Source organism: Bacteroidales bacterium (assembly GCA_016709865.1).
Classification (GTDB): Bacteria; Bacteroidota; Bacteroidia; order Bacteroidales; family VadinHA17; genus LD21.
In genome coordinates this window covers 90583-106855 of the sequence record JADJLX010000004.1, presented here as the reverse complement: position 1 = coordinate 106855, position 16273 = coordinate 90583, and the positions used below count along the sequence as shown (strand labels likewise).

Here is a 16273-nt window from a genome sequence, read left to right as displayed (position 1 = left end):
AGGCCGTCAGTATTTACAAACTGCCCATTTAGTTTTTCTGATAGTAATTCCATTGCGTTCTGCAAAAATATAAATCAACACTCTCCGAGGCCACAGGAACATAGTCTGGGCAAAAGCAATGAAGAAGCTGAATGTGAGGAATTTTTCTTTGCGTCTTTGGAGTTTTTTAACTCTAAGGGTTTTCTGCATCATACTCTGATCAGGCCCTACTGAATTACCGTAATAAGCAGATCGGAGATAAACTGTTTAAGCTGATTAGATCCTGAATGCATATCCCAGTCAAACACTTTTGCGTAAGGATGACTGACAATTGTTTTACCATTTCTGCAAGTGAAAAATCCCAGAGAATTTCATAATAGTGAAAATAGAAATTACTATTACGGAAATAAGAAATAACGATTGAAGAGCGTCCGTCCACACAATTGTTTTATGCCTGATTTATTGGTATAGAGCCAGATAGGTATCAGAACAACAATGATTGTTACAAAATAAGGTATGTGAAGAGCATCAAAAAGGCATGCTGTAAAATCTTTATTGAAAGAAGAAGACGAAGGGCGGCTCAAATGACTGTGAGACCAGAAAAAGAGAGAGCCGGTTTTATAGGTTGTGTTTCGAAACGGATATTGAGATAAGTATATCTTGAAACCAGTTTCAGTCTGTAATATATAGGTGTAAGAACGAAAGCAATAAAAAAGGTAACCAACTATTGTACCAAGAATAAATTGCAGATAATAAAGATTATTGTTACCGACATTTCCCGGGATAGAAACAAGCGACACGGCTGAAATCCCGGAGCCAACCATCCGGAATGCCACCAGGAACCATGGCGATTTGCGGTCCCTGTCAAAGAATGTGGTATTTCTTACATGCCGCGAAGCTATAGTTGAAATGAGCATAAGAAGAGAAAATATGCCAGGATGATAATAAAGAGAGAAGAAGAGGACTCATGTATCAGGAAAAAATTATCATTTAAACTCAAACCTAGCGAAAAAGACGGATAATTAATATTTATTTATCTTTACTTTTATTGCTAATAACAAATCATTTAAAAGATATAAACAACCTTAGTGTACCTTCGTGATCCCTTTGCGCCCTTTGTGGTTAACCTTAAATTATTGAACCACAAAGGAACACTAAGGAAGGCGCTAAGGGACACAAAGGAAGAATTAAGATTTAACCAAACTATTAATTTAACAATTATGAAAAAACTCAGACTTCTTATCCGTTCTTATTCTTTACTGCTGTAGCGATGGCTCAGCTGGCAAATTCAGAAAAACTTCCATATAAGTGGGAAGATCTGACCTCTCGAAATTTGCGAAAGCTGTTGAGCTTTCCGCGGTGTTTGTGTTATTCCTATGGGAGTAATTGAAAACACGGACCGCATCTTCCTCTCGGAACAGATATGTATGAATCGCGTGAAATAGCTTTTTATGCAGCACAAAAAGAATATGCAGTAATTTTCCCACCATACTTTTTCGGACAGATCTTTGAGGCCGGGCACCAGGCCGGAACAACCCTTTACAGCAATGAACTGTTGTGGAAAATGCTTGATGAGACCTGTAAAGAGTTATCAAGAAACGGATTAAAGAAGATCATTCTTCTAAACGGACATGGCGGGAACACCTCTTTTCTTCAGTATTTCTGTCAGTCGCAGCTTGCGAAACAGGAGGATTATGTAGTTGTTATGTTCCGTCCGGGAAACGACCCTGTAAACAGTGCTGAGATCAAATCTCTTAAAAAGGCAAAACTCGATGGTCATGCAGGAGAAGAGGAGACATCGATGATGTATTTTATGAATCCCGATTATGTTGATCAGGCTGCACTTACAAAAGAATCAGGTCTCAATCAGGATAAACTGAAAGGCCTTCCGTTTGGCTATACAGGAATCTGGTGGTATGCCCAGTATCCGAATCATTTTGCAAGTGATGTAAATACACCCAATAAAAGACTTGGTGAATTGTTGATAACCAGCGAAGCGGGGACAACTGGCAGAACTGATTAAGTACATGAAGACCAATACATCAGTTAAGCAGCAGTACGATGAATTCTTTAAGAGAGCGGATAATCCAATTCAGAAATAGGCTCACGACGCACGACGCACGATGCACGGGTCGTGAGACGTGAGTCGTTAGTCGTGTGCCGTTAGGGCAAGCCGTTCCAGAATCCAGGTCTTATTTAATTTCGTGTACGTCAGGCGGTCGTGTAACCGCCTTTCGTCATTCTGCCAGAATTCAAACCAGGAGGGAATTATGCGGAACCCACCCCAGTGTGGAGGACGGTCTACATTTCTGTCTGAAAAAGTTGTTTATAGTATTCATGCCGTTCCTCAAGATAATGTCTTCCGGGCACAGCAGTACTCTGTTTGCTTGCCCAGGCTGAGAGCTGGCTCTCCTCGGACGGGTGCTGAAATATGCATCTGATTCCTGGGATGAAATCTTTTCTGCAACACCTTCGATCCTGACCTGTCGTCCGGATTCATGCCAGTAAAACAATAGTGCAACATTTGGATTGGCTGCCAGCTGAGATCCTTTTTACTCTCGTAATTTGTAAAAAGACAAATCCATTTTCTCCATATTCTTTCAATAGAACAGTCCTGAGAGAGACTTTTCCATCTGGTGTTGAGGTGCCAAGAGATACTGAATTTGGAATGGCAGCTCCGGAAGCGAGATGTTCTTTATACCAGTTATCGAACTGAATAATAGGGTTTTGATTTACAGAGTCTTCAGAAAGAATCGTATTCAATGACATTTTGTTAGTATGAATTATTATTAAAGTAACATTGATTTAAATGCAATGTTCTGGTTTTCCAGAAATAAATGAAACCCATTAACCACAAAGGACACAAAGGTCCCGATAGCCATCGGGATACACAAAGGACACAAAGAACTGAATTACATGGTTTTAACTTTGTACCTACTTGGTACTCTTAAGTTTCAGCGAAGACGCACTTAATGGTTAAGAAGATCCATCTGCGGTAAAATTCTTACCGGAACATTCTCTTAGAAATAATTTTTATAACTTGACGCAAATAAATTTTATTGCCATGACTTACAAAAAACTCAACATCACAATAACAGTACTCGTTGCTGTTTTAATGCTTGTACAGCTAAACTCATGCAAAGTTAAAGATCCGTCCGATCTTTCAAAAGAGAGTATAATTCCAAAACCGGTAACAGTAACCTCAACAGGAGAATACCTCACGCTTAAAGCTTCAACAAAGATATTTGTGCAGGGAGAATCGGAGGAAGTAAAAATGGTTGGATCGTACCTTGCCGAAAGACTCAAGCCTGCAACTGGATTTGAATTTGCAGTCGAGTCAGCTGCGGTGGCTCCAAAGTCAGGGATTTATCTGACGCTTGCCGGGACTGATACAAAATCCGGTGACGAAAGTTACGAGATTATAATAACCAAAAAACTATTAACCCTATCTGCTAAAACTCCGGCAGGATTATTCAGAGGTGTCCAGACTATCAGGCAGATTCTTCCTGCAAAAATTGAACTTGCATCGAAACAGGAAGGTCCGTGGGAGATTGCAACAGGAATGATAACCGACTTTCCTGATTATACTTACAGGGGAGCAATGCTTGATGTGTCGCGTCATTTTTTCAGCACAACGGATGTAAAAAGAGTTGTAGATCTGATATCATACTATAAAATGAATTACCTGCACCTGCATCTGTCTGACGATCAGGGCTGGAGAATTGAAATCAAATCATGGCCGAATCTGACTGCACATGGCGGAAGCACCCAGGTTGGTGGTGGTAAGGGCGGATTCTATACACAGGAAGAGTATTCTGATATAGTTAAATATGCTCAGGAGCGTTATGTAACAATTGTACCGGAAATAGATATGCCCGGGCATACCAATGCAGCTCTTGCGTCATATGCAGAACTTAACTGCGATGGGAAAGCCAGGGAATTATATACAGGAACAGAAGTTGGTTTCAGCACATTCTGTACGAAGAAAGACATTACTTACAAATTTATTGATGATGTAGTCAGAGAGATTTCAGCTCTTACCCCGGGAGAATACTTTCATATTGGAGGCGATGAATCTCATGCGACAAAAAAAGAGGATTATATTCCTTTCGTAGAAAAAGTCCAGGATATTGTACTTGCTCATGGCAAAAAGGTTTTGGGCTGGGATGAAATCTCATTATCAAAACTGAAAGCCAATTCCGTTGCTCAGTTCTGGGCTAACGCAGAAAACGCAACCAGGGCTGTAGGTCAGGGAGCAAAAGTCTTAATATCTCCGGCATCGAAAGCATATCTCGACATGCAGTATGATAAAAATACAAAACTCGGATTGCACTGGGCTGCTTATATTGAAGTTGATAATGCATATAACTGGGATCCGGCAACACTTGTTCCGGGCATTTCAAAGGAAAATATTCTTGGAGTTGAGGCACCACTATGGTCGGAGACAATTACCAACATCGACGAAATTGAATATATGTTATTTCCAAGGCTTCCGGGTATTGCGGAAATAGGCTGGACTGCAACACCTGCAAGAGACTGGGATGAGTATAAGGTCAGACTTGCAAATCATGGAGCAAGAATGAGTGCCTTAGGGATCGATTTTTATAAATCAACCCTTGTTCCCTGGATTGAGTAGAGCCACTTTTCGGAGAAAGCAGCATGTGTTATATTCTTAACAGATGTTTTACCATCTGGTCCGGGTACCTGGTTGGTGAAGGAGACGTGTATAATTTCATCTGATCCCTGTATTATGGCAGGATAGTGTCCTCTGACCTCGCTTCCTGGCTCACCGTTGACAAGAGTTTTTCTGTATGGCCATGTTTTCCTTCGTCAGGGGAGAGCCATACAGATAAACGATGTCTTCCTTCCTCAACATCATTATGAGCGACCACCCAGTTTCCGCTCTTTAAAACAACAATGTCAGCTGCTGTTCCGGGATTCGGGATTTCTGAATCTTCGACGGTGCTCCATGTTTTTCCCCAATCTTTTGAGATGCTTTTCATAAGTCTTTTAGGAGGAGGACCATTATCGCGCATATAGGCGATTATTGAACTGTCTTTCAGGAGAGCAAGAGCGGGCTGAACAGCTCCGGCGCCAACAATTGGTTCACTGAATTGCCATGTCTCACCACCATTTAGTGTAATTGCGATCAGAGAAAAATCAAAACCGTCTGAATAGAGAGGTAATAAAATCCTGTTTCCGGCAATGAGTGGCTTATTGCGTGTCTGCCAGCCAATCCTTCGCATTAGCGGATAACCAAGCTGGGCCTTGACTTTCTCACCTTTTTCATCAGTATCACTTCCGTTACTGATAAGGTTCAATCCTTTTGCGATGCCCAAATAATGGCTTCGTGCTTCTTCCCATAATGCTTCAGTAATTGTTCCTGACCCGTTTTTTTTTATGTAGCCGGAGGAGACCAGGCTCAAATAGTATTCATCATATTTCCGGTTCAGAGTTTTTACAAACTCATCGTTTCTGCCAATGCCTTCCGGAGAATTTCCATCAGGTTTAACATGAATCATATCCTGCCATTTCCATTCAGGGGCACCAGATTCCTGCAGATAATTATCACTTATACGATATTTGAGAACAGACGATTGCCACTGGTATGCAAGAACAGTGTACCATACCAGCCACAGCTGTTTGTTATTGTCAATAAAGAGTACAGGGTTGATATCGGGGAAATCAGGAACATCAGCCATTGTGAATGGTTCTCCCCATGTATTGGTATTATGGTTATAACGGGCACCTTTTATTGCGACATCATCAGCAGTTCTTTCTCCGCTTCCATGAAACCAGGCAGCAAGAAGATCCCCGTTAGGCAGTTCCACAATAGTAGAGCCATGACAATGTTTATCCTGCAAAGGGAAGATACTTTCCAGGATCAATGAATCTGCCTTAATCCCCGATTTGTTTGAATCATTATTCCCGGAGGAGCAACCGGAAAGGAGTACCATTAAAAACAACACCAGAAGAGAATAATAATGTTTCATGGGTCTTTTTTTAATAAAGATAAAGTAAAAATAAAGTAATAAAAAAGGCATTGACAGGGAATTCAGTTCTCATTCAAATAGTTACTTTTGCCACCATAAATAATCTGACATGAAAAAGTGGTTTGCCGGTGACGCATTTGCCGTGATGCACATCAGGAATTTCAGATTCTATCTGTTTTTCCGGATCCTAATGACAATGGCCACTCTTATGCAGTCAGTTATCGTGGGATGGCAGATATATGATCTGACACATAATGTATTATGGCTTGGATTTATTGGTCTTGTGGAGGTTATTCCACAGGTAAGCATTTCTCTCTTTGCCGGGCATTACATTGATTTATGGAACCGGCGCAAAATAGTTAATTACACAACCCTTCTTCTTATTCTCGGATCAGCCATACTATTGATATACAGCACAAACACAGCCTATTTCACAGAACGTTTCGGGATTCTGCCCGTATTCATAACAATATTTTTAACTGGATTATCACGCGGAATATTAGCCCCGGCCCAGGTTGCTCTGATGGGACAGCTTGTGCCAAGGAACCTTTACGCCAATGCTGCTACCTGGAACAGTGCCAACTGGCAGATGGCAGCGGTTCTTGGTCCGGCTATCGGAGGCATGGTTTACGGCTTCCATGGAATTATTGCTGCTTATACTCTTGTATTAAGCTTATATACGCTGGCCTTTTTTATGATCATGTTTGTTAAAACTGGCATACATCAGGTTGTCGGGACAGCAGAAGGAGTTTTTACCAGAATAAGAAGCGGCATAGATTTCGTGTTTAAGACACCAGAACTACTTGGGGCATTCACCCTCGATATGTTTGCTGTTTTATTCGGAGGGGCTGTGGCATTACTTCCTGTTTTTGCGTCGGATGTATTGTTTGTCGGGCCCCAGGGGCTTGGATTGCTGAGAGCCTGTCCGTCAATAGGGGCAACTATAATGGCATTCGTTCTGATGTTTCGTCCGCCAATGAAGCATTCGGGAAAAATGCTTTTCATTGCTGTTACCGGGTTTGGGCTTAGTATGATTGGCTTTGCCCTTTCAAAGAGTTTTATATTATCAGGGATCCTTCTGGTTCTCAGCGGAGCCTTTGACAGTGTTAGTGTAGTTATCAGAGGAACTATTCTTCAGTTGTTTACACCTGATGAGATGAGAGGAAGAGTTGCATCAGTAAACAGCATCTTCATCGGTTCCTCCAATGAACTTGGGGCTTTCGAATCGGGTGTAACTGCCAAAATTATGGGGTTGGTGCCATCGGTGGTTTTTGGCGGAATCATGACCCTTGCAGTAGTCGTTACAACAGCAAAGATAAACAGACCTCTCAGGAGATTATCGCTTCAGAAAAAGATGTAAGACCAGGACGACACGTAACATTTATTTGCTTAATATCAGACTGTTTAGTAAATTTATCATAGCAAAATTAAATCTCAGGAATTCTAATAAGGGGAGAAGTGATTTAACTGTTAGAATTCACCAATGCATTTTAGATAAATAGGAAGACAATTTTAAAAATTGGCTTTTATGGATACTACAAATGGTCATGGCCCTTTTACCCACAGCAAGATCTTCTTAAGAAACACCTGGAAAAACATTTCGAACCTTGGATTGGATTCAAGAGACAACCAGCCGCAAACGAGAGCCTATGTTTTAAGCAATCAGATCAATTTTATTCTGGCTTCGACAATGACTATCCTTGGTTTGGTTCTGCTAACCAGACTGAAGTTAGAGGATCGTCCGGTTACTCTGGGACATATGAGGATCTGGTATACACTGATTCTGAGCATAATAAACCTCCTGCTGGCAAGGTTTAAACAAAACCAGTTAAGCAAGATCTCGCTTATCTTTCTGGCGCCAATGATTTTTATTATAATACCAATTATATCGGGATATGTAGAGGAAGAGGGGTATTTATACAACGCATATGTTATGATTGCAGCCTCCATAATTCCGCAGCTGGTAATAAATTCGGAAAAAGAAAAATATTTCTACTGGTCTTCTATGTCATTTTATTTTCTGATGGTATTCAGCATTGACTTTCTGGCATTAAATTTTGGCAAAGTCGACCTGCCGATTACCAAACATATCAGGGAGTATTTCTTTATTGATAAGCTGGCCCATGTTATGGTATTTTTCTTTATGAATGTCAGCATATACCATCTCAGGAAAGTAAACTTCAGGTACGAAGACCGTCTTTATATTAAAAACCAGATTCTCAATGATCAGAATCACAAACTCCAGGAAAACAGCAGGAAGATACTTCAGCAGAAAGAGATAATTGAACAGCACAGTACAGCGATTAACGACAGTATAAATTATGCAGCAATGATTCAGCAGGCAGTATTACAGCCGCCTGATTTTATGAAGGAATGGGGGATGTCAAATTTCATACTTTACAAGCCCAAGGCAGTAGTAAGCGGTGATTTTTACTGGGGTATGAGTAAAAAGGATACAGTTATTATCGTTGCAGCAGACTGTACCGGTCATGGTGTACCGGGTGCTTTTATGTCGATGCTGGGACTGACTTTTCTGGATGACATATTCAGCACATACGAATTTAAGAAGGCGTCGGAGGTTTTAGATAAACTAAGGGAGCTGGTAATCCATAAGCTCAGGCAAAGAGGCAACACATATGAAATGAGAGATGGCATGGACATTTCTCTTTGTATAATCAACAGGAAAGCCGGGACACTTGAATTTGCAGGAGCAAATAATCCTCTCTATCTGATAAGGGATGGAAACCTTATTAAAATTCCTGCAGACAAGATGCCGATCGGGATCTACTCATCTGTTCAAAATCTTTTTACAAACAATAATTCAGACCTTAAGAAGGGCGACCGGATTTACATGTTTTCCGACGGCTATGCCGATCAGTTCGGGGGCAAAGGTGGCAAAAAGCTGATGTACAGACAGTTTCAGGAACTACTCTTGCAGCACCATAAAAAGCCCATGGACGAACAGAAAATCATCCTTAACAACTATTTTGAAGAGTGGCGCGGCGACCACGTTCAGGTTGATGATGTGCTGTTGATTGGGATATTGATCTGATATTCAAATAACAAAGTCATAAAAAATACAGTACAAGGCTGCCTAAAACGCTTTTTTCAGTAATATAATTAAATATATAGTTGTAAATCTAAAAAAACAGTTATATCTTTGAAAAAATAGTTACAGATATGAAACGACTTACAAGAAAAGAAGAGGAGGCGATGAAAATCCTCTGGAAAGCAAAGAAGGGATTCATAAAGGAGCTAATTGAACTGCATCCTGATCCCAGGCCTCTTTATACAACTTTCTCAACAGTCATAAGGGGACTGGAAGAAAAGGGATATGTTGACCATAAGGCTTATGGGAAGAATCATGAGTATTTTCCGCTTGTAAAAAAGGAAGAATACAGGAAGAAGTTTATGAAAGATGTCGTTACTGATTATTTTGGATCATCCTATAAAAATGTTGTGTCTTTTCTTGTAGACGAGAAAAAGTTAAGTGCCGATGATCTGAAAAAGTTAATCCAAATCATAGTGAAAGGGAAAAAAGATGAATAACCTACTTTTATATTTTCTCAAGGTATCAGCCGGGACAACGATGTTATACCTGTGTTATCTCCTGTTTTTCTCAAAGGACACATTTTACCTTAGAAACAGGATTTTGCTGATAATGATGCTGATACTGCCGGCTTTCTTTCCTGTAATTAAAATCCCTGTTTCAGTTAATATTCCCACTGTGTCAGAAACAGTTATCCCATCTGATAGTTTCTTTCTTTCAGATTCTGGTCTTGGAACAACATTGTCTGCATCCGTTAATTCATTCGATTACAACAGATTATTTACACTGATCTATTTTACAATTGCCGGAGTTCTGTTTATTAGAATAATTATCAGTTTGATAAGCACATACAAAATAATAAGAGGGGCAAGAATTGAGAACAATCAATTCCCGAAAATTGTAATTTCTGATAACCACGTACCTCCTTTCTCATTCTTCCCTTATGCAGTTATTCCTTCTGAAGATTATAAAACCGGGAATTATAAGGACCTTCTTGATCATGAGTTCGCTCACATCAGACAGGGGCACACATTTGACCTGCTTTTATGTGAGTTTTTTATAGCATTTCAATGGTTTAATCCATTTATCTGGTTAATAAGGCGTTCGATAGTTCTGAATCACGAATACCTGGCCGACAAAGTTACTCTAATCAATATGAAAGGTGTAAAAGAATATCAATACAGACTACTTAATTTTCAGTCGGGATTTAAAAATATCTCGCTTGCACACAGTTTCAACAGTCTGATAAAAAGCCGAATAATTATGATAAACAAAAATCCAACCCGAAAATATGCAATGATGAAGACTTTCATCATTCTGCCAATAATGGCATTTTTAGTTTATGCTTTTGCAACGCCGGAATATAAAAGTGTTGAAACTGAAATGGAACCTTTGATTATTTACCAGTCAGCCGGTATTATTCAGAAAGAGGTGAAGGGAATTGTTCTCAAGGATGATGGCAGCCCTCTTCCCGGAGTATATATTATGAATACCGGCACAGAAGGAAATGCTTTCATAGCAACAACAGGTAATGATGGACGTTTCTCAATAATGAAGGTGCCGGCTGATGCATCACTGATATTTACTTGCCGAGGGTATAAGAGCAGAACATTAAAACCTGATTTTAATATAGAAATGTCAGTGAAAATGGAGAAGGACTCTGAAACAAGGATTGCTATGGAAGAAGTTAAATCCGCTCCTGCTTTTTCTCAGGGACCAGAAAGGCCTGTTGTGATTGATGGGAAAATTAGTGATAAAAACATAACAGATGCCATAAAAGATCTTGGTTATAATATGGGAATTAGTAAGATGATTTCAGGAAAGGAAGCAACTGATAAGTATGGTGAAAAGGGAGCAAATGGAGTTTATGAAATCATAAGCAGAGTAAAAGCTCTGGAAATGGGACTTAAGCCACCTTTCCCAAGGTTGTCTCCTGATGATTATCCTACATTCCAGAATCAGCATGCCAACACTTTTTCTGAGTGGGTGACGGCTCATGCCATTTATCCTGAGGAGGCAAAGGAAAAGAAAATTGAAGGATGGGTCTCTGTAAGTTTCAGGATTGAACTAGATGGTACTGTTAGTAATGTTTTTCCTAATGCGGGAATAGTTGATCCCATATTGATGAATGAAATAATCAGAGTTGTTCAATCTTCCCCTAAATGGGATAGTCCAAAGAATAAAAATGTCGACGAGCCATATTCTAAGGGTCTTCAACTTCATTTCAAACTTCCTGATCAAATATTGAATGAATCACCATTTATAGTTGCAGAACAAATGCCTAAGTATCCAGGAGGAGATGCCGAACTACTTAATTTTATTAAAAACAATACCAAATATCCCGAAACCGCAAAAGCTGAAAGAATTGAAGGAAGAGCTATTATTAGGTTTATTGTTAATCCTGAGGGAAATGTTGAAGGATTATCAATTCTTAAGGGAGCTCATCCATTACTTGATGCTGAAGCAGTCAGGGTTGTCTCAACAATCAGGGGGTTCAAACCAGGCATGCAGGGAGGTAAGCCGGTTTATGTCTGGTACATGGTCCCCGTAAATTTTAGTCTCGACAATGTTCTGGTAGGTTCTAACCAATCTTCATCAGAGAAGCTTTTTCTTAACACTTCTGAAGTTGAGATTTTAAAGTTTTTGGGTATGAATACAGGTTACCCGCAGGAAGCAAAAAGTGCTTCTGATACCGGAAGAGTATATGTAGTGGTGAAACTCAAAAAAGGAGGCATTGACAAGGAATGTAAGGCTTTTACAGAAAAAACCGGAATCAAGGCACCTTTTCTTCCTGAAGTTGTAATTGTCGGATATAAATCATCTTCTCCAGGACCAAATGAGATCAGACCCGGCTTTTCTCCTGTGAAATCCACCGGAAATGGTCTGATTGCTCTGCAGCAAGAATCAGTTCGGGTTGCCAACATGCTTTCTGTTAATGAAATACCTGATTGGTTGGATAAAGACATGGAATTTGTAATTACACTTATCTATACACTCAAGTAATAAAAGTGGTAAGATGAAAAAAGGATTGATTTTTTTAATGTTTTTAACATTTTCACTTTCAGCCCTGTCGCAGAAAGGAAAAGTCACAAGTGCAATTAGCTATACTGATCAGGGGATGCTCGATAAGGCGAAGGAGGCAATAGATCAGTCACTTCAAAATGAAAGCACCAGAAACTGGCCCAATACCTATTTTGCGAAGGGAAAGCTTTGTCAGGCTGTTTTCGATTCTGAAAATCCTGATTTCAAATCATTGTATTCTGATCCGCTTGAGGAAGCATATATTTCATATGAGAAAGCAGTGGAACTCGATCCCAAAGGGACGATGAAAAAGAAGATTATAACAAATCTGATTTATAACTCTCTGGCTGTAAATCTTTATAATCAGGGGAGTGCAAGGTTTGAAAACAAAGAATTTGAAGGTGCGCTCAAATCTTTTGAGACTCAGATTAAGATTACAGAAAGTGATAAGTATGCAGGCACTGTTGATACCGGCATGTATTATAATGCCGGACTGGCAGCTGTTAATTCAAAGAAGTACAGTGAAGCAATAAAGTACTATGAAAAATGTACAGAGATGAAATATCTTGGTGTTAGACCCTACTTTGAAATCCAGGCATGTTATATGGAGCTTGGTGATACACTAAAAGCAGAGTCTATTCTTAAAAACCTCACAACAAAGTTTCCAGACGATAAAGACATATATCTTCAATTAATAGATCTCTACATTAAGAGCAATAAGAATGAAGAAGCTCTGAAGTATATTAAGGTAGCGAAAGAAAATGATCAGAAGAATTTCAGTCTTTATCTGGCATCAGGGATAATATATCTGAATCAGAATAAGTATGATGAAGCCATTGCAGATCTAAGCAGGTCAATTGATATTAAGTCAGATTATTATGATACACAATATGCTCTTGGGATTGCATATATTAACAAGGCTGCCGAAATGAACACCAAAGCAAACGATATATTAGATATTAAGAAATACAATGAAGCTGTTGAAGAGTTAAACACAGTTTATGCCAGGGCCCTTCCATTTATGGAAAAGGCAAACGAGCTTAAGCCGGATGATATTGAAACAATGAGTCGTCTGCAGGAGCTTTATTACAGACTTAAAGCGAAAGATCCTGCTCTTGGTCAGAAATATACTGACATAAAATCAAAAATTGATTCTGCCAGGAAATAATAGTCTAAAACAGGTCTGTCTTTTTAGTTTATCGTTAGCAGGTGATAGGGGGCGGCTGGAGAGCCGCCCCTTTAAATTAATCCACAATTTAATCTGCTACTTTTTTTCATTAGCCCCCGGACAAACCCAGTAGGTATAGCTTGTTGTTGATTTAAAAGCAGGATCGTTGATACCCTGGATTTCAGCGATATGTTTTTTGGTGTGCTCCAACTGCATATGTGCATTATGGGCACCTTTATTTGCCCATGCCTCAGTGAGGCAAAACAACGTGCTGTCGGTATATGACTGAAACAGTGAATAATCGAGGCATCCGGGCTCTTTTGCCAGGACTTCTGCCTTGCAGGCGTCGAATGATTGTTTGAGCAATGCCACATTCTCGGGCTTAACTTTGCGTTCAAAGCGCATAACAACAATCATGGAATCCTTATTATATGCACAGTCATTATTTGCGGCATCTTTTTTAACACCACCATTGCACGAAACAAGCATTAGCAGGCCAGCCAATCCGAAAAGAAGGTTTTTCATGTGTATTGATTTTGAGATTAGGTAAAATAAATAACCGGAATAAATTTATCCATATAATTTGATAAAACAAGGAACATTTTCAGGTTAAATATTAGAATTGACGAAGGAGATTCCTCGCTGGCGCTCAGGATCCCCCGCATTCAGCAGGAACTATATACAAAAGCAAATAAAATAATTAAGAAATTAGTTGTATAACTAAACAATTCGTTGTATCTTTGGTATGATTAATGTTTAAATGTATTAGGAGACATTAATAAAGAAATTCAAGTATTCACTCTAATTCAGCAGCCATGGAAAGAGACTTGAAAAGAATTCCTGCATTTGACGAAATCGTTTTTGAAATCAGGAACAAAAATTACGGGGCATATCTGCTGCGTAAGAACTATAACCGGAACGTATTAATCTCTTTGTTTGTAGGATGTGTAATTATTGCAACAGCAGTAATTGTGCCATATCTGAATGCTAAAGCACTGGAAGACAGAACCAGAAGGGCAGAGAGAGTTGTTGAGATCAGGATTGAGAATCTCGATCAGCCAAATGAAGTTGTTGCCCCGCCACCAACTCCGCCGCCTCCCGTGGAAACGGTTCAGCAGGTGAAATATGTTCCTCCTGTTGTTGTCGACACTGTTAAACCTGAGGATAATGTGCAGCTTATGACAGCAGATGAGGCACAGATTGAAGTAAAAAATGAAGAGGTGATCGAAATACAAACTGAGGTTAAAGAGGAAGTAGCGGAAGCAGAACCTGAACCGGCACCATTTACTGTTGTTGAAGAGATGCCGGAACCTCCCGGAGGAAACTCCGGACTTCTGAAGTACATCGCAGATAATACACGGTATCCGGCGGTTCCTCAGGAAAACAATATCCAGGGGACGGTAATCGTGAAGTTTTGTGTAACCTCCAAGGGGGGAATTGATCAGGTAAGTATTCTCAGACCTGTTGATCCTGATCTTGATGCTGAAGCTATAAGAGTAGTAAAAACGCTTCCGACATTCAGGCCCGGGAAGCAGGGAGGAGTCCCTGTGCCTGTGTGGTTTACTGTTCCGATAAAGTTTCAGATTAAGACGACACCCTGAACAGTTTTTTGTTAATTTCAGAATAGTCTGCCGGTTTCCTTGGAGATTCTCAGTATCTTAGTGGATTACAAATAATCCATAAGCAAATGAGCTCCAAAATTCTATTCTTATTTCTGTTTGCCTTAATAATAAACAACCTGGTTATCGGTCAGGAAAAGAGCCAGAAGATTACCATTACAGGAGTGGTGTCAGATATAAATCAGCATCCGGTTTCCGGTGCTGTAATGATGATTGATGGTGTAAAAACCAACCGGATAACAGATAATAAAGGGAAATACAAAATCAAAGCAACAGTTGCGGCAAAGAAAATAGGTATATTAACCAATTCCCCGGCTAAAATTGAAGAATTGATTGCCGGACGGGCTGTTATCAATTTCACACTCGACACCTCTGTTGTTAAACAAATACCCGGACAGAAAGATAAGTCCGGTGAAGAAGAGGTTAATATCGGATACGGAACAGAAAAAAGAAAAAACCTGACTACTCCTGTAAGCAAAATAGATGCAAGGCGGGAGAGATATGCATCCTATAACTCAATTTATGATCTGTTCAGAGGAGAAATTCCAGGGGTGGTGGTTGATGGAAAAAGCATCAGAATAAGGGCGGCAGCATCGCAGCTGGCAAGCAATGAACCACTTTTTGTTGTTGATGGAGTTCCTGTAAACAGTATAGATGATCTTGCTCCTCAGATAATAAGATCAATTGAAATCCTAAAGGGTTCGGCAGCATCTATTTACGGATCAAGAGGATCCAATGGGGTGATATTAATTTCTACTGCAGATCCCAAAAAAGGCAAATGATCAGATCATAAAATATGAAAGCAATTATAATAGGTGCAACAGGACTGGTTGGGAATCAGATTCTCAACGAACTTCTCAGGGACAACGATTTTTCGGAAGTGAGGATTTTTGTGAGAAAAACTACCGGAATCAGCAGTCCCAAACTGAAGGAAATTGTTAGTCCAATGAAAGATATAGATTCTCTGGGTCCGGAAGTTCAGGGGGATATTCTTTTCAATGCCATAGGCACAACAATAAAACAGGCAGGCAGCAAGGAAGAACAGCAGCGGATAGACCGTGATCTGCCAATATCGTTTGCCAGACTTGCCTCCGGTAACGGGGTAAAGCTTATGGTAAATGTATCAAGTGTAGGGGCGAGCCTGAAAGGCAACTTCTATTTAAAAACAAAAGCAGAAATGGAAGTCGGCACAGAAAAGTATTTCCCGGATTCTGTATTTCACTTCAGACCCAGCTTACTGGTTGGTGACCGTAAAGAATTCAGACTGGCAGAAAAAATTGCATCCGGAGTAATGAAAGTTATAGACCTGGTACTTATTGGATCGTCAAAGAAATACAGGAGTATGCCAACAGATAAGCTGGCAAAAGCTATGATAATGTTAAGTAAAAATCCTGCAGGGAAAACGAAAGTTCTATATTATCAGGAAATTATGCAATGTCTCTGA

12 protein-coding genes and 2 pseudogenes are annotated in these 16273 nt (G+C 39.9%); 10 read left to right on the top strand and 4 right to left on the bottom strand.

Annotation, left to right across the window (positions count from 1 at the left end):
* Positions 1-377: 377 nt before the first annotated feature.
* Positions 378-896 carry a hypothetical protein gene (locus IPJ16_08735; GenBank protein ID MBK7627259.1) on the bottom strand — a complete coding sequence of 173 codons (519 nt, stop codon included), beginning with the start codon at positions 894-896 and terminating at the stop codon, positions 378-380.
* Positions 897-1372: 476 nt separating this feature from the next.
* Here IPJ16_08735 and IPJ16_08730 point away from each other — a divergent pair.
* Positions 1373-2002: pseudogene (locus IPJ16_08730) on the top strand (creatininase family protein).
* 126 nt (positions 2003-2128) lie between these two features.
* Here the strand turns inward: IPJ16_08730 and pdxH are convergent.
* A pseudogene (gene pdxH, locus IPJ16_08725) lies at positions 2129-2748 on the bottom strand (pyridoxamine 5'-phosphate oxidase).
* Between the two features lie 295 nt (positions 2749-3043).
* Here pdxH and IPJ16_08720 point away from each other — a divergent pair.
* Positions 3044-4615 carry a beta-N-acetylhexosaminidase gene (locus tag IPJ16_08720; GenBank protein ID MBK7627258.1) on the top strand — a complete coding sequence of 524 codons (1572 nt, stop codon included), beginning with the start codon at positions 3044-3046 and terminating at the stop codon, positions 4613-4615.
* Positions 4616-4727: 112 nt separating this feature from the next.
* Here the strand turns inward: IPJ16_08720 and IPJ16_08715 are convergent, their stop codons facing one another.
* Entirely contained in the window at positions 4728-5972 is a 1245-nt protein-coding gene (locus tag IPJ16_08715; protein ID MBK7627257.1) for an exo-alpha-sialidase, read from the bottom strand.
* Between the two features lie 109 nt (positions 5973-6081).
* Between IPJ16_08715 and IPJ16_08710 the strand changes: the two genes are divergently transcribed.
* From IPJ16_08710 to IPJ16_08690, 5 genes are all read left to right on the top strand, one after another.
* Positions 6082-7332, top strand: coding sequence for an MFS transporter (locus tag IPJ16_08710; GenBank protein ID MBK7627256.1), 1251 nt, complete (start codon positions 6082-6084; stop codon positions 7330-7332).
* A gap of 168 nt (positions 7333-7500) precedes the next feature.
* Positions 7501-9024 carry a SpoIIE family protein phosphatase gene (locus tag IPJ16_08705; GenBank protein ID MBK7627255.1) on the top strand — a complete coding sequence of 508 codons (1524 nt, stop codon included), beginning with the start codon at positions 7501-7503 and terminating at the stop codon, positions 9022-9024.
* 128 nt (positions 9025-9152) lie between these two features.
* Positions 9153-9521: a BlaI/MecI/CopY family transcriptional regulator gene (locus IPJ16_08700; protein MBK7627254.1), complete on the top strand. Its 369-nt coding sequence runs from the start codon at positions 9153-9155 to the stop codon at positions 9519-9521.
* Positions 9514-12024: a TonB family protein gene (locus tag IPJ16_08695; GenBank protein ID MBK7627253.1), complete on the top strand. Its 2511-nt coding sequence runs from the start codon at positions 9514-9516 to the stop codon at positions 12022-12024. Before IPJ16_08700 ends, IPJ16_08695 begins: the two co-directional genes overlap by 8 nt.
* A gap of 13 nt (positions 12025-12037) precedes the next feature.
* Positions 12038-13210 (top strand): tetratricopeptide repeat protein, encoded by a 1173-nt coding sequence (locus tag IPJ16_08690; GenBank protein MBK7627252.1) that lies wholly within the window; start codon positions 12038-12040, stop codon positions 13208-13210.
* 96 nt (positions 13211-13306) lie between these two features.
* Here IPJ16_08690 and IPJ16_08685 read toward each other — a convergent pair whose 3' ends face one another.
* Positions 13307-13735: an antibiotic biosynthesis monooxygenase gene (locus tag IPJ16_08685; GenBank protein MBK7627251.1), complete on the bottom strand. Its 429-nt coding sequence runs from the start codon at positions 13733-13735 to the stop codon at positions 13307-13309.
* A 290-nt stretch (positions 13736-14025) separates the two neighbouring features.
* Between IPJ16_08685 and IPJ16_08680 the strand changes: the two genes are divergently transcribed.
* From IPJ16_08680 to IPJ16_08670, 3 genes are all read left to right on the top strand, one after another.
* Complete coding sequence (locus IPJ16_08680) at positions 14026-14811, top strand: energy transducer TonB (protein ID MBK7627250.1); 786 nt, start codon at positions 14026-14028, stop codon at positions 14809-14811.
* 86 nt (positions 14812-14897) lie between these two features.
* Positions 14898-15611, top strand: a complete 714-nt coding sequence (locus tag IPJ16_08675; protein MBK7627249.1) for a TonB-dependent receptor plug domain-containing protein — start codon at positions 14898-14900, stop codon at positions 15609-15611.
* 14 nt (positions 15612-15625) lie between these two features.
* Positions 15626-16273 carry a semialdehyde dehydrogenase gene (locus IPJ16_08670; protein ID MBK7627248.1) on the top strand — a complete coding sequence of 216 codons (648 nt, stop codon included), beginning with the start codon at positions 15626-15628 and terminating at the stop codon, positions 16271-16273.

Bases quoted from the DNA above. Each gene is read 5' to 3' on its own strand.
- IPJ16_08735 (MBK7627259.1), bottom strand. From the start codon at position 896: ATGCTCATTTCAACTATAGCTTCGCGGCATGTAAGAAATACCACATTC.
- IPJ16_08720 (MBK7627258.1), top strand. From the start codon at position 3,044: ATGACTTACAAAAAACTCAACATCACAATAACAGTACTCGTTGCTGTT.
- IPJ16_08715 (MBK7627257.1), bottom strand. From the start codon at position 5,972: ATGAAACATTATTATTCTCTTCTGGTGTTGTTTTTAATGGTACTCCTT.
- IPJ16_08710 (MBK7627256.1), top strand. From the start codon at position 6,082: ATGAAAAAGTGGTTTGCCGGTGACGCATTTGCCGTGATGCACATCAGG.
- IPJ16_08705 (MBK7627255.1), top strand. From the start codon at position 7,501: ATGGATACTACAAATGGTCATGGCCCTTTTACCCACAGCAAGATCTTC.
- IPJ16_08700 (MBK7627254.1), top strand. From the start codon at position 9,153: ATGAAACGACTTACAAGAAAAGAAGAGGAGGCGATGAAAATCCTCTGG.
- IPJ16_08695 (MBK7627253.1), top strand. From the start codon at position 9,514: ATGAATAACCTACTTTTATATTTTCTCAAGGTATCAGCCGGGACAACG.
- IPJ16_08690 (MBK7627252.1), top strand. From the start codon at position 12,038: ATGAAAAAAGGATTGATTTTTTTAATGTTTTTAACATTTTCACTTTCA.
- IPJ16_08685 (MBK7627251.1), bottom strand. From the start codon at position 13,735: ATGAAAAACCTTCTTTTCGGATTGGCTGGCCTGCTAATGCTTGTTTCG.
- IPJ16_08680 (MBK7627250.1), top strand. From the start codon at position 14,026: ATGGAAAGAGACTTGAAAAGAATTCCTGCATTTGACGAAATCGTTTTT.
- IPJ16_08675 (MBK7627249.1), top strand. From the start codon at position 14,898: ATGAGCTCCAAAATTCTATTCTTATTTCTGTTTGCCTTAATAATAAAC.
- IPJ16_08670 (MBK7627248.1), top strand. From the start codon at position 15,626: ATGAAAGCAATTATAATAGGTGCAACAGGACTGGTTGGGAATCAGATT.